Origin of the sequence: Nonomuraea sp. CA-141351, assembly GCF_050944675.1 — a bacterium.
Lineage (GTDB): Bacteria > Actinomycetota > Actinomycetes > Streptosporangiales > Streptosporangiaceae > Nonomuraea.
In genome coordinates, this window is record NZ_CP191982.1 from 510,257 (window position 1) to 522,747 (window position 12,491).

A 12,491-nucleotide genomic window follows, 5' to 3' on the forward strand; every position below is an offset into this window, starting at 1 on the left:
GATTCGAGCGGAAGTGGCGGCAGATGAGATTCCCCCGTGCCCTCCCGTTGCTCGCTGTCGGCGTGTCGCTGGCGGCCTGCTCCTCGGCGCCCGAGAAGGAGCCGCAGAGCAAGCAGGTGGACCACCAGGTGACCGCGTCGCCGACGGCGAAGCCGACGCGGGAGCGGCGCCCGTACACGATCTCCTTCGGCGGGGACGTGCACTTCGAGGGAGGGTTGCGGGCGCGGCTGGCCAACCCGGCCACGGCGCTCGGGCCGATCGCCGGCGTGCTCCGCAAGGCCGATTTATCGATGGTGAACCTCGAGACGGCGATCACCACAGGGGGGACGCCCGCGCCGGGGAAGCAGTTCACGTTCCGGGCGCCGCCGACCGCGTTCGGCGCGTTGAAGGCCGCCGGGGTCGACGTCGTGTCCATGGCCAACAACCACGGCATGGACTACATGGAGACCGGGCTGGCGGACTCGCTGGCGGCCATCAGGAGCAGCAAGTTCCCCGTGGTGGGGATCGGTAAGGACGCGGCGCAGGCGTACAGGCCGTTCCGCAAGATCGTGAACGGGAACAGGGTGGCCATCATCGGGGCCACGCAGGTGCTCGACGCGGAGTTCATCCAGTCGTGGACGGCCACCGCAGACAAGGGCGGGCTCGCCTCGGCCAAGGACGAGGCCAGCCTGTTGCGGGCCGTACGGCAGGCGCGCAAGAACTCCGACACCGTGATCGTCCACCTGCACTGGGGCACCGAGATGCAGAAGTGCCCCAACCCGGCACAGCTCTCGCTGGCTCCCAAGCTGGTCCAGGCAGGCGCCGACGTGGTGGTCGGCGGGCACGCGCACATCCTGCTCGGGTCGGGATATCTGGACAACGCGTACGTCAATTACGGCATGGGCAACTTCGTCTTCTACAACTCCACCCCCGGCACCACCGGCAGGACCGGCGTGCTGACGCTGACCATCAACGGGCGGAAGGTGCTGAAGGACAGCTGGACCCCGGCCACCATCCAGGGTGGTCTCCCCATTCCGATGACGGGGCCCGCGCGGACGCAGGCCATCGTGGACTGGAAGGCGCTGCGTACCTGCGCCGGGCTGGCCGCGCGACCCTGATCGATCTATGCTCCTGGACGAGACGTCCAATAGGAGGTCGCGATGCGGCGAGTTGAGTCAGGTGCGGTCTTCGAGGGGCGGCTGGTCGTCGTCACGGGGGCGGGGTCCGGGATCGGGCTGGCGACCGCGCGGGCGTTCGCGGCCCATGGGGCCGAGGTGGTGTGCGCGGACATCGACGCCGACGCCGCGGCGCGGGTCGCCGACGCCATTGCCAAGGACCTCGGGGGTACGGGGCACGCAGCGCAGGTCGATGTATCCAGCAGCGATCAAATGGAAGATTTTTCGCGAAATATCATCGCTGAATATGGCGTGCCGGACATTGTCGTGAACAATGCGGGGATCGCCGTCGCCGGGCCATTTCTTGATCACACGGTGGACGACTGGCGCAGGACCATCGACGTCAATCTGTGGGGTGTCATCCATGGGTGCCGGCTGTTCGGCGGCGCCATGGTCGAGCGCGGCGAGGGCGGGCACATCGTGAACGTCGCCTCCCTGGCCGCGTTCGCGCCGTCGCGGCTGCTGCCGGCGTACTCGACCTCCAAGGCGGCCGTGAAGATGCTCAGCGACTGTCTCAGGGCCGAGCTGGCCGGGCACGGGATCGGGGTCAGCGTCATCTGCCCGGGATTCATCTCCACACCGATCGCGAGCCACGCCACGTACGTGGGTCCGGACGTGCGCGAGGCGGCCGTGCGGGGGCTCGCGCGGCGCGGGTATCCGGCCGAGCGGGTGGCCGCGCACATTCTGCGAGCCGTACACAGAAATCAGGCCGTTGTGCCGGTCAACCTGGAAGGCAAAATCGGATATGCCCTGTCCAGGATTTCGCCGGCGGCCATGCGCGGGCTCGCGCGATGGAGCGGGATCATGGGAAATCGAGGAATTGGGAGGTAAGGATCGCCTCCAAGGGAGAAGATGAATCCGTGTCCTCGCCGCAAATAGATGATGATTGCGCCCAGCCCAAGGCACTCAGGCGGCAGCCGGCGCAGCGCCGCAGCGCCCGGCGCGTGGAGCGGATGCTCGACGCGTGCGCGCAGCTGCTCGACGAGACCGGATACGACGCGCTGTCCACCACCCGCATAGCCGAGCGGGCCGGCGTGGCGATCGGATCGATCTACCAGTTCTTTCCCGACAAACGAGCCATCACCCAGGAGCTCACCCGGCGCAACGTCGAGGAGTTCGTCCGCAGAGTGGACCGCAGGTTCCTGACCGAGGAATATCGCGGCTGGTGGGAGGCCATCGACGCGATCATCGACGAGTACGTCGACATGCACAGGACCGTTCCCGGCTTCAAGAGCCTCCACTTCGGCGACGTCGTGGACCTCAACCTGCTCGACTCCGACTCCGACAACAACACGGTGATCGCGGGCCGGCTGCGCGGGCTGCTGCTCAAGGAGTTCGGGCTGGCCGACAGCCCCGAGCTCGACCTGGCCGTGCTGGTGGCGGTCGAGGCGGGCGACGCCGTGCTGAAGCTGGCCTTCCGCCACGACACCAGGGGCGCACCGGAGATCATCGACGCCGCGAAACAACTGATCCGCGGTTTCCTGGCCCGGCAGCTGAAATCCTGGTCCCCGCGTTAGTCCCGCTCGAGGTCCCCGACTTCCCTGACCAGCCCGGCCAGCCAGCCCGGCAGGCGCTTCCCGCGCTCGCCGAGCGCGGCCGCGGGCACCTGCTGGAATCGCGGGGTGGCCGGCGTACGCAGGCACGGCCCGAGGAACGAGACAGGACGCGTGTCTCTCGCCTCGCGCGTATGGAGCCTGGCCTCCAGGGCTTGCAGGTTGCGTTCGGCTGTTTCGAGGGCCTCCAGGCGGGCCGACAGATAGCCCGCCACACCGGGAACAAAGGCCGACAACACGACGACACAGGCCAGCGTGAAGGTCATCTGCTTGGACATGCCCATCACAGCCCCCTTGCTCGCGTAGCAGCAAAGCGACTGGTATATGCCCTGCCACCTGCGCGGACACGCTGACTGTGACCACTAATGGACATGGGGTTACCGAATTTGTGTCTGACCGGCGATGCGCATTGACCGGGCAAAGGGCCGGGCGGCTCGGTAGTCTCGCGGTGTGGCGCATGTGACCCGTGAGCACCTTGATCGTCTGCTTGAGCAGGCCCTATTGGCCGACGACCACAGTTCCCTGGCCAGTCGGCTATACGACGTCGCGCTCGGCTATTCGTCCGGCGACGTCTCCCGGGCGTCCATCCTGGTCCTCGCCGCCGAGGAGTGGCGGGCGGACGGCCAGCCGGCGCGCGCTATGGAGTGTTTCCAGCTCGCGGTCGAGGACGGTGGCGAGGCGGGTTTCGACCCGCGTGCAGGCATCGCCGACACGCTCTTCGAGCTCGACAGGCCCGATGAGGCCAGGGAGGTCATCGAGACGATACGCGCGGAGGGCGGCGTCTCCACGGCGACCGCTCACACGATCGCCGAGACGCTGGTCGCCTACGGGGATCTCCAGGGAGGGCTCGAATGGGCCACCCAGGCGGTCCTGGGGTGCGACGAGAACGATCCGGAGCAGGTGGCGGTCCTGCGTACCCGCTACCGGATCCGGGTCGACCTCGGGCTCCCTGAGGACGAACTGGACGAACTCGTCCACTGACCCGCCCGCTCGGGACGGCCTCCTGATGTGAGGTCGCCTCTCAGGGCAACCGCGTCTCTGAACGGCCTCCTGGCCGAGGGCGCGCGTCTCGAGGCAGCCGCGTCTCGGGACCGTCTCCTGGCGTGAGGGTCGCGTCTCGATGCAGCCGCGTCTGGGGACGGCATCGTGACCCGAGGACGTAACTCATGGCCGCCGGGCCTCGGGGCCGGACGCGTCTGCGGAGCGCACCGCCTCATGGCCGCCTGTCACGGCGGCTCGGCTGCCCGGGCGGCGCCGTTCCACGTGGGGCGTGCCGTCCATCCCCAAGGCGAGCAACGACCGCGTCCCGGATGGCGCGCGTACGTCGCAGGGCGTGGGTCGTGTGCCTGTGCGGCGGCGATTTGCCGTGCGGCGGCCGTCGGCATGCGGTGGCGTGCCGTGGCGGCACGGTGGTGCCGCGAGCACAGCGCATTCGCCGACCATGCGCTCGGTGCACATGCGCCGGGGATGGCGCGGGTGCGGGATGTCAGGGGCGAAGAGGCCGCGACCACTGGCGGTCGCGGCCTCTTCGGTTGGGGGATGCCGGGCGCGGCAGGCACGGTCCGCGCCCGGACAAGGTGGCTCAGCGCAGCGCCAGCTCCGGCACCAGCCCCGAGAAGCCCGCCATCGTGGTCTGGCCGCCTGCCAGCAGCGAGGTGTCCTCGATGCTCTCCACCGTCTTGGGCAGCAGGACGTCGACCACCTCGGCACCGACCTCCTCCACCGGCCGCTTCAGAGTCGTCGCCGACTCGATGCCGGAGCCCGCGAAGCGGTCGCGGTAGGGGGTGTGCCCGAGGGACAGTTCGGGCAGCTTGACCCCCACCGGCCTCGGCGGCACCTCGGGGAGGGCGGGCAGCGCGGGGATCCCCGCCATCGTGGACAGATCCTGCATCCCCACCGATCCGGGCACCTTGGGGAACAGCGCCGGGGACGGCATCCCCCAGGTCGCCGCCACCCCGCCCATGTCGGCCGCGCCCAGCACCTCGCGCGCGGTCGCCAGGCCGGTCAGGCCGAGCTGCGTGGCCATCCGCCCGGCCGCCATGGCCAGCTTGTCGCTCTCGTCGGTGACCGTCCCGCCGCCGCCGAGCGCGTCGTCGTTCACCGCGTGCTCGCCGCAGTACGAGGCGATCGCCTGGGACGACAGCTGAGCACGCTCGGCCTTGCAGGAGTCCGCCGCCGAGGGGCCCACGGCCAGCCAGGTGACGCCGGCGGTCAGCGTGGCCACCGCGAGGATGCTCCGGATCTTCTGAGATGACACTTCAGGTCCCCTGATCGAGTTCCGTGATCTGACGAACGCTGAACGTAGTCACACCACCGGCCGCGAGAGTGCGGCTTGTCCGAAGAGTGGACCGGACCTTACCGAAGACCAGCAGGGATGACCGAGCCATGACACGCCAGGAGCCCGGAGACCCCATGGGTCCCGGGCTCCCGATACGTGGTCAGGCGCGCTGGACGAGGAGCTCGTCGTCCCCGAGATCGACCTTGACCTTGTCGCCGTCCACGACCTGCCCCGACAGCACCGCCTTGGCCAGCTTGTCGCCGATGGCGGACTGGACCAGACGGCGCAGCGGGCGGGCGCCGTACAGCGGGTCGAAGCCCGTCAACGCCAGCCACTCGCGGGCCGCGGCCGTGACCTCCAGCGTCAGCCTGCGGTCGGCCAGGCGCCGCGCCAGCCGGTCGACCTGCAGGTCGACGATCTGCGCCAGCTCCTCCGTGCCCAGGGCGTCGAAGAGGATCACCTCGTCGAGCCGGTTGAGGAACTCCGGCTTGAACGAGCTCCGCACCGCCGCCATGACGGCGTCGCGCTTGGCGCCGTTCTCCAGCTTGGGGTCGATGAGGAACTGCGAGCCGATGTTGGAGGTGAGGATCAGGATCGTGTTGCGGAAGTCGACCGTGCGCCCCTGCCCGTCGGTCAGCCGCCCGTCGTCGAGCACCTGGAGGAGGATGTCGAAGACCTCGGGGTGGGCCTTCTCCACCTCGTCCAGCAGCACGACCGTGTACGGGCGCCGCCTGACGGCCTCGGTGAGCTGGCCGCCCTCCTCGTAGCCGATGTAGCCGGGAGGCGCGCCGACGAGCCTGGCCACGCTGTGCTTCTCGGAGTATTCGCTCATGTCGATCCGGGTCATCGCCCGCTCGTCGTCGAACAGGAACTCCGCCAGCGCCTTGGCCAGCTCGGTCTTGCCCACACCCGTGGGCCCGAGGAAGAGGAACGAGCCCGTGGGCCGATCGATGTCGGCGATGCCGGCCCGGCTCCGGCGTACGGCGTCGGAGACGGCCTGTACGGCCTGCTGCTGCCCGATCAGCCGCTTGCCCAGCTCCTGCTCCATGCGCAGCAGCTTGGCCGTCTCAGCCTCCAGGAGGCGCCCGGCGGGGATGCCGGTCCACGACGAGATCACCTCGGCGATGTCGTCGGCGCCGACCTCCTCCTTGACCATGGCGTTGTCCGGCGGCGCGGCGTCGGAAGCCACCTTCAGCGCCTGCTCCAGCCGGGGCACGTCGGCGTACATGAGCCTGGACGCGGTCTCGAAGTCGCCGTCGCGCTGAGCCCGCTCGGCGGCGCCGCGCGCCTCGTCGAGCTGCTTCTTCAGCTCGCCGACCTTGTTGAGGCCGGCCTTCTCGTGCTCCCAGCGGCCGACGAGGGCGTTGAGCTCCTCCTGGCGGTCGGCCAGCTCCTGGCGGAGGCGTTCGAGCCGCTGGACGGAGGCCTCGTCGGTCTCCTTGGACAGGGCCAGCTCCTCCATCTTCAGCCGGTCGACACTGCGCTGGAGCTGGTCGATCTCCACGGGACGGGAGTCGATCTCCATGCGCAGCCGCGAGGCGGCCTCGTCGACCAGGTCGATGGCCTTGTCGGGGAGGAAGCGGTTGGTGATGTAGCGGTCGGACAGCGCGGCGGCGGCCACCAGCGCGCTGTCGGCGATCTGCACCTGGTGGTGGGCCTCGTAGCGGCTCTTCAGCCCGCGCAGGATCGCGATGGTGTCCTCGACCGTGGGCTCACCCACGTAGACCTGCTGGAAGCGCCGCTCGAGCGCCGGATCCTTCTCGATGCGCTCGCGGTATTCGTCGAGCGTGGTCGCGCCGATCATGCGCAGCTCACCGCGGGCCAGCATCGGCTTGAGCATGTTGCCCGCGTCCATCGCCCCCTCGGCGGCCCCCGCGCCGACGACGGTGTGCAGCTCGTCGATGAACGTCACGATCTGCCCGTTGCTCTCCTTGATCTCGGAGAGCACGGCCTTGAGCCGCTCCTCGAACTCGCCGCGGTATTTCGCGCCGGCCACCATCGCGCCCAGGTCGAGCGCGATCAGCCGCTTGTTGCGCAGCGACTCGGGCACGTCGCCGGCCACGATGCGCTGGGCCAGGCCCTCGACCACCGCGGTCTTGCCGACGCCGGGCTCGCCGATGAGCACGGGGTTGTTCTTGGTGCGCCGGCTGAGCACCTGGACGACGCGGCGGATCTCGGAGTCGCGGCCGATGACCGGGTCGAGCTTGCCGGAGCGGGCCCGCTCGGTCAGGTCGACGCCGTACTTCTCCAGCGCCTGGTAGGTGTCCTCAGGGGTCTCGCTGGTGACGCGGGCGTGGCCGCGTACCTTCTCGAACGCGTCGAGCAGCGCCTGCGGCGTCGCGCCCTGCGACTTGAGCAGCTCGGCCGCCTGGCCGCCGTCGGCGGCCAGGCCGACGAGCAGGTGCTCGGTCGAGACGTAGAGGTCCTCGAGCCGGTTGGCGTGCTGGGCGGCGGTGTTCATCACCGTGAGGAGCTGGCGTGAGCTCGACGGCGCCCCCACCGTCGCGCCCTGTGCCTTGGGCAGCGCCGCGAGCAGCTCCTCCGCCCGTGCCCGCAGCGTGCGCCAGTCGGCGCCGACGGCCTCGAGCAGCGGTACGGCGGTGCCGCCCGTCTGGGAGAGCAGGGTGGTCAGGAGGTGAACCGGGGAGATCTCAGGGTTGCCGTCCGCGGCGGCACGCCGCATGGCACCTGAGAGCGCTTCCTGGCTCTTCTGGGTGAGCTTGTAGTCCATTCTTTCTAGGCCCCCGGTGGCAGCTCGTAGCGGATCAGCGCTCTGACCATGCGCATCTCGGCGCGCAGGCGGTGAACCTCCTCACGCAGCCGCAGAGCTTCGTTCTCGAGCTCGAGGATCCGCTTGATGCCCGCGAGGTTGATGCCCTCCTCCTGGGAGAGCCGCTGAACCTCGCGGAGCTGGATGATGTCTCTCGTGGAGTAGAGGCGGCCGCGCCCTGCCGTGCGTCCAGGACTGACCAGGCCGAGCCGGTCGTACTGGCGCAGGGTCTGAGGGTGTAGCCCCGACAGCTGCGCGGCCACCGAAATCACATAGACAGGCGTGTCGTCTGACAGGTCGAAGTAGTTGGCGTCCATCGGCTACTCGCTTCTGGCTCGCTGAATCAGCTCGGCGCGCGGGTCCTCACCCGCGGTCGCGGTGTTGAACTCGCTGAGGAGCTCGCGTGACTTGTCGTCGAGCGTCTTCGGCACCACGACCTCGACGCTGGCGAGCAGGTCACCCTTGGTGCCGTCTTTGCGGGTGACGCCCCTGCCGCGCACGCGGAACGTGCGCCCGTTGGGCGTGCCCGCGGGGATGCGCAGCGTGACCGGCATGCCCTTGAGGATCGGCACCTTGATCTCCGCGCCGAGCGCGGCCTCCGTGAACGTCACCGGGACGGTGATCGTCAGGTTCTCGCCCGACCTGCCGAAGACGGCGTGCGGCTTGACGTGCGTCAGGATGTAGAGGTCGCCGGCGGGGCCGCCGTTCTCGCCCGGCGCCCCCTTGGCCTTGAGCTTGACCCGCTGGCCGTCGGCCACGCCGGCGGGGATGCGGGCCTGGATGGTGCGGGTGCTCTTGGCGCGGCCGCTGCCCTCGCACACGGGGCAGGGGTCGTCCACGATCAGCCCGCGGCCCTTGCAGTCGCGGCAGGGCTCGGAGAAGGCGAAGTTGCCCAGGTTGCGGCTGGCCGCGCCGGTGCCGTCACAGGTGGGGCAGACCCTGGGGGTCGTGCCCGCCTTGGCGCCGGTGCCGGTGCACGCGGCGCAGGCGGCCGAGCTGGTCAGCCTGAGCGACACCGTGGTGCCCTCGGCCGCTTCGGTGAACGTCAGCGTGACCTCGGACTCGATGTCCTGGCCGCGCCTCGGCCTGGTCGTGGTGGTGGTGCGGGTGGTGCCGCCGCCCCGGTTGAACAGCCCGCCGAACAGGTCGCCGAGCCGCTCGCCCGCACCGCCGCTCGTGCCCTGTCCGGTGCCGCCGAACAGGTCACCGAAGTCGAACGAGAAACCGCCACCGCCGGGGCGCTGGCCACCCACCCCGGATCCGAACAGCGTCCGCGCCTCGTCGTACTCCTTGCGGCGCTTGGTGTCGGACAGGACGTCGTACGCCTCGGAGACCTCCTTGAACTTGGCCTCTTTGGACGGGTCGCCCTGGTTGCTGTCGGGGTGGTACTGCCTGGCCAGCTTCCGATAAGCCTTCTTGATCTCCTCGGCGGTGGCGGTCTTGGGCACACCAAGGACGGCGTAGTAGTCCTTCTCCAGGTAGTCCTTGGTGCTCATCTACGGCCCTTCGTCCTCGTGTCAGTTTTCGTCGTCGTCATTGGACGCGGGAGTGGCGTCCCCGGGCTCCGCGACGGCCACTCGCGCCGGACGCAGCACCCTGTCACCCAGCCGGTATCCAGGCTGCAGCACCTCGATCGCCGTCGGCTCGGTCACGTCCGGCGAGTAGCTGTGCAACAGCGCCTCGTGGACGGTCGGGTCGAACGGCTCGCCCTTCTGACCGAAGGAGCTGAGGCCCAGCTTGGTGAGCGCCGACTCCAGCGACTCCGCCACCTTCGCGAAGCCCCCGGTCAGCTCGCCGTGGTCGCGGGCTCTGCCGATGTCGTCGAGCACGGGCAGGAGATCCGCCAGCGCGCCCGCGACCGCCTGCTCCCTGACCGCGGCGCGGTCGCGCTCGACCCGCCTGCGGTAGTTCACATATTCGGCCTGGAGTCGCTGCAGGTCGGCGGTCCGCTCGGCGAGCTGGGCCTCCAGCTCGCCGTTGGCGGCGGCCGCCGCGGGCGGCTGCTCGGCAGCCTGCTCGGCGGCGGATACATCCCTGACCTGCCCCGTCTCCGGGTCGATCTTGCGGTTGTCGCGGATCACCGGCTGGTCTTGCCCGTTTTCACGCGGCGGCATCACTTGTCCTTCTTCGGCTCGTCGTCGACGATCTCGGCCTCGACCACGTCCTCGTCGGCCTTCTGGCCGTCACCGGCGGCGGCGTCCTGCGGGGCGCCCTCGCCACCGGCCTGCTGGCCCTGGCTCGCGGCGTAGATCGCCGAACCCATCTTCTGGCTGACCGTGGCGAGCTTCTCCGCGGAGGTGCGGATGACGTCGGTGTCGGTGCCCTCCAGAGCCTTCTTCAGCTCGGACAGGGCGTCGTTGACCTCGGTCTTGATGTCGCCGGGAACCTTGTCGTCGTTCTCGCGGAGGAACTTCTCCGTCTGGTAGGCGAGCCCGTCCGCGTTGTTGCGGACCTCGGCCTCCTCGCGGCGCTTCTTGTCCTCCTCGGCGTACGACTCGGCCTCGCGCATCATCCGCTCGATGTCGTCCTTCGGCAGCGCCGAGCCGCCGGTGATCGTCATCGACTGCTCCTTGCCCGTGCCCAGGTCCTTGGCGGAGACGTTGACGATGCCGTTGGCGTCGATGTCGAAGGTGACCTCGATCTGCGGGATGCCGCGCGGAGCCGGCGCGATGCCGGTCAGCTCGAAGGTCGCCAGCTTCTTGTTGTACGAGGCGATCTCGCGCTCACCCTGGAAGACCTGGATCTGCACCGACGGCTGGTTGTCCTCGGCCGTGGTGAAGACCTCGGAGCGCTTGGTCGGGATCGTCGTGTTGCGCTCGATGATCTTGGTGAAGATGCCGCCCTTGGTCTCGATGCCCAGCGACAGCGGGGTCACGTCGAGCAGCAGGACGTCCTTGACCTCACCCTTGAGCACACCGGCCTGCAGGGCGGCGCCGATGGCGACGACCTCGTCCGGGTTGACGCCCTTGTTGGGCTCCTTGCCGCCGGTCAGCTCCCTGACCAGCTCGGTCACGGCGGGCATGCGGGTCGAGCCGCCGACGAGCACCACGTGGGCGATGTCGGAGACCTTGATACCGGCGTCCTTGATGACCTGGTGGAACGGGCCCTTGGTCCGCTCGAGCAGGTCGGCCGTCAGCCGCTGGAACTCGGAGCGGGTCAGCTTCTCGTCGAGGTGCAGCGGGCCCTCGGACGAGGCCGTGATGTAGGGCAGGTTGATGTTGGTCTCGGACTGGCTGGACAGCTCGATCTTGGCCTTCTCGGCCGCCTCGCGCAGGCGCTGGAGCGCCATCTTGTCCTTGGCCAGGTCGACGCCGTGAGCGTTCTGGAAGCGCTTGACGAGTTCGTCGACGATGCGCTGGTCCCAGTCGTCACCACCGAGGTGGTTGTCACCGGAGGTGGCCTTGACCTCGACGAAGCCGTGGCCGTCCTCCTGGCCGACGTCGAGCAGCGACACGTCGAAGGTGCCGCCACCGAGGTCGAAGACCAGGATGGTCTGGTCCTGCTCCTTGTCGAGCCCGTAGGCGAGGGCCGCGGCGGTCGGCTCGTTGATGATGCGGAGCACGTTGAGGCCCGCCACCGTGCCGGCCTCCTTGGTGGCCTGCCGCTGGGCGTCGTTGAAGTAGGCCGGGACGGTGACCACCGCGTCGGTGATCTTCTCGCCGAGGTAGGCCTCCGCGTCCTGCTTCAGCTTCTGCAGGACGAAGGCGCTGATCTGCTGGGGCGAGAACTTCTTCCCGTCGATCTCCTGGGACCAGTTGGTGCCCATCTCCCGCTTGACTGAGCGGATCGTGCGGTCCACATTGGTGACGGCCTGCCGCTTGGCGACCTCACCGACGAGGACCTCGCCGTTCTTCGCGAAGGCGACCACGGACGGCGTGGTCCGCGAGCCCTGCGCGTTGGCGATGACGGTGGGCTCACCGCCCTCGAGGATCGAGACGACGGAGTTGGTCGTCCCCAGGTCGATACCTACCGCACGTGCCATGAGTACGTCCTTGTAGTCAAAGTTGAGTCTTGTGGACTCAAGCTACGAATGCCAGTCGGCTTTGTCAAACGACTTGAGCCTACTCGACTCAACCCTCGTGAGCGCGCGGGCATTCCTCCTAACGGACGCGAATTCCAGGAAGGTTCCTGACGCGAAAGCGGACCCCGGCGCGGTGGGTGCGCACCGGGGTCCACATGGGTGATGGCGTCAGCAGACAGGCGCCTACGGAGGGATGTCCGTTGGCGGACGCGTTACTTGGCGCCGTCCACGATCTTGCGCTTGCCGATCGGCTTCTTGAGCTTGACCGTCGTGGTCTTCTCGATCGCGATCATGATGCACGACACGTTCCTGGCCTTGGGTGAGGTGCCCTCGTACAGGGTGATCGTGACGTTCTTGGCCGTCTCCTTCACCTTGACCCGGTCGAGGACCGTGCACGGGGCGACGCCCGACCACCAGGTGAGCTGGACCTTCATGCCCTTGGACACCGGCTTGGCCTTGGTCCAGCGGACCTTGTGGACGTTGATGGCGTTGCCGGTTGGTTTGGTCGGCTCCGGGCCCTTTGTTGGAGTGGTGGTGGCCGGGTTCGCCACGACGGGTGGTTGTTGCAGGGGCGTGGAGGCGGCCCGCTCGGCAGACGGGGCCGCACCGCAGCTCGTCGCGAGCACGAGACATCCGGCCAGAGCAGTCGCTGTCATTGCACGCATACCTATTCGACGAACAGGACGGGTCCCCGGTTCATTTCTCGGAAGTTAGT

11 protein-coding genes and 1 pseudogene are annotated in these 12,491 nt (G+C 68.9%); 4 read left to right on the plus strand and 8 right to left on the minus strand.

The features are described 5' to 3' along the window. Nucleotides 1-23: 23 nt before the first annotated feature. Genes ACQPWU_RS02560 through ACQPWU_RS02570 form a run of 3 tightly spaced genes read left to right on the plus strand, consistent with a single transcriptional unit; the run spans nucleotide 24 to nucleotide 2,671 of the window. Nucleotides 24-1,097 (plus strand): CapA family protein, encoded by a 1,074-nt coding sequence (locus tag ACQPWU_RS02560; protein WP_433436716.1) that lies wholly within the window; start codon nucleotides 24-26, stop codon nucleotides 1,095-1,097. A gap of 42 nt (nucleotides 1,098-1,139) precedes the next feature. Beyond that, nucleotides 1,140-1,985 carry an SDR family NAD(P)-dependent oxidoreductase gene (locus ACQPWU_RS02565; protein ID WP_433436717.1) on the plus strand — a complete coding sequence of 282 codons (846 nt, stop codon included), beginning with the start codon at nucleotides 1,140-1,142 and terminating at the stop codon, nucleotides 1,983-1,985. 29 nt (nucleotides 1,986-2,014) lie between these two features. Continuing rightward, nucleotides 2,015-2,671, plus strand: a complete 657-nt coding sequence (locus ACQPWU_RS02570; protein WP_433436718.1) for a TetR family transcriptional regulator — start codon at nucleotides 2,015-2,017, stop codon at nucleotides 2,669-2,671. Here the strand turns inward: ACQPWU_RS02570 and ACQPWU_RS02575 are convergent. Further along, nucleotides 2,668-2,991, minus strand: coding sequence for a hypothetical protein (locus ACQPWU_RS02575; protein WP_433436719.1), 324 nt, complete (start codon nucleotides 2,989-2,991; stop codon nucleotides 2,668-2,670). The two genes, ACQPWU_RS02570 and ACQPWU_RS02575, sit on opposite strands and share 4 nt — an antisense overlap. Nucleotides 2,992-3,157: 166 nt before the next feature. Between ACQPWU_RS02575 and ACQPWU_RS02580 the strand changes: the two genes are divergently transcribed. Further along, complete coding sequence (locus ACQPWU_RS02580) at nucleotides 3,158-3,688, plus strand: hypothetical protein (RefSeq protein ID WP_433436720.1); 531 nt, start codon at nucleotides 3,158-3,160, stop codon at nucleotides 3,686-3,688. 601 nt (nucleotides 3,689-4,289) lie between these two features. Here ACQPWU_RS02580 and ACQPWU_RS02585 read toward each other — a convergent pair. The 7 genes and pseudogenes from ACQPWU_RS02585 to ACQPWU_RS02615 all read right to left on the minus strand — a co-directional run bounded on the left by ACQPWU_RS02585 (nucleotide 4,290) and on the right by ACQPWU_RS02615 (nucleotide 12,432). After that, nucleotides 4,290-4,964: a hypothetical protein gene (locus ACQPWU_RS02585; RefSeq protein WP_433436721.1), complete on the minus strand. Its 675-nt coding sequence runs from the start codon at nucleotides 4,962-4,964 to the stop codon at nucleotides 4,290-4,292. 181 nt (nucleotides 4,965-5,145) lie between these two features. Beyond that, the gene (clpB, locus tag ACQPWU_RS02590) at nucleotides 5,146-7,716 is read right to left on the minus strand and encodes an ATP-dependent chaperone ClpB (protein WP_433436722.1); all 2,571 of its coding nucleotides are present in this window, start codon (nucleotides 7,714-7,716) and stop codon (nucleotides 5,146-5,148) included. Nucleotides 7,717-7,748: 32 nt separating this feature from the next. Further along, nucleotides 7,749-8,072: pseudogene (locus tag ACQPWU_RS02595) on the minus strand (heat shock protein transcriptional repressor HspR); the annotation flags it as partial. A 3-nt stretch (nucleotides 8,073-8,075) separates the two neighbouring features. Beyond that, on the minus strand, nucleotides 8,076-9,251 hold the full coding sequence (gene dnaJ, locus ACQPWU_RS02600; protein WP_433436723.1) for a molecular chaperone DnaJ: 1,176 nt from the start codon (nucleotides 9,249-9,251) through the stop codon (nucleotides 8,076-8,078). Nucleotides 9,252-9,272: 21 nt separating this feature from the next. Continuing rightward, the gene (gene grpE / locus ACQPWU_RS02605; protein WP_433436724.1) at nucleotides 9,273-9,869 is read right to left on the minus strand and encodes a nucleotide exchange factor GrpE; all 597 of its coding nucleotides are present in this window, start codon (nucleotides 9,867-9,869) and stop codon (nucleotides 9,273-9,275) included. Beyond that, entirely contained in the window at nucleotides 9,869-11,737 is a 1,869-nt protein-coding gene (gene dnaK, locus ACQPWU_RS02610; protein WP_360690401.1) for a molecular chaperone DnaK, read from the minus strand. Before dnaK ends, grpE begins: the two co-directional genes overlap by 1 nt. Before the next feature lie 251 nt (nucleotides 11,738-11,988). After that, complete coding sequence (locus tag ACQPWU_RS02615; RefSeq protein WP_433436725.1) at nucleotides 11,989-12,432, minus strand: hypothetical protein; 444 nt, start codon at nucleotides 12,430-12,432, stop codon at nucleotides 11,989-11,991. Nucleotides 12,433-12,491: the final 59 nt, after the last annotated feature.

Excerpts from the sequence above, each read along its gene's own strand:
- ACQPWU_RS02560 (WP_433436716.1), top strand. The coding sequence starts at position 24 with ATGAGATTCCCCCGTGCCCTCCCGTTGCTCGCTGTCGGCGTGTCGCTG.
- ACQPWU_RS02575 (WP_433436719.1), bottom strand. The coding sequence starts at position 2,991 with ATGGGCATGTCCAAGCAGATGACCTTCACGCTGGCCTGTGTCGTCGTG.
- dnaJ (WP_433436723.1), bottom strand. The coding sequence starts at position 9,251 with ATGAGCACCAAGGACTACCTGGAGAAGGACTACTACGCCGTCCTTGGT.
- grpE (WP_433436724.1), bottom strand. The coding sequence starts at position 9,869 with ATGCCGCCGCGTGAAAACGGGCAAGACCAGCCGGTGATCCGCGACAAC.
- ACQPWU_RS02615 (WP_433436725.1), bottom strand. The coding sequence starts at position 12,432 with ATGACAGCGACTGCTCTGGCCGGATGTCTCGTGCTCGCGACGAGCTGC.
- clpB (WP_433436722.1), bottom strand. The coding sequence starts at position 7,716 with ATGGACTACAAGCTCACCCAGAAGAGCCAGGAAGCGCTCTCAGGTGCC.
- dnaK (WP_360690401.1), bottom strand. The coding sequence starts at position 11,737 with ATGGCACGTGCGGTAGGTATCGACCTGGGGACGACCAACTCCGTCGTC.
- ACQPWU_RS02565 (WP_433436717.1), top strand. The coding sequence starts at position 1,140 with ATGCGGCGAGTTGAGTCAGGTGCGGTCTTCGAGGGGCGGCTGGTCGTC.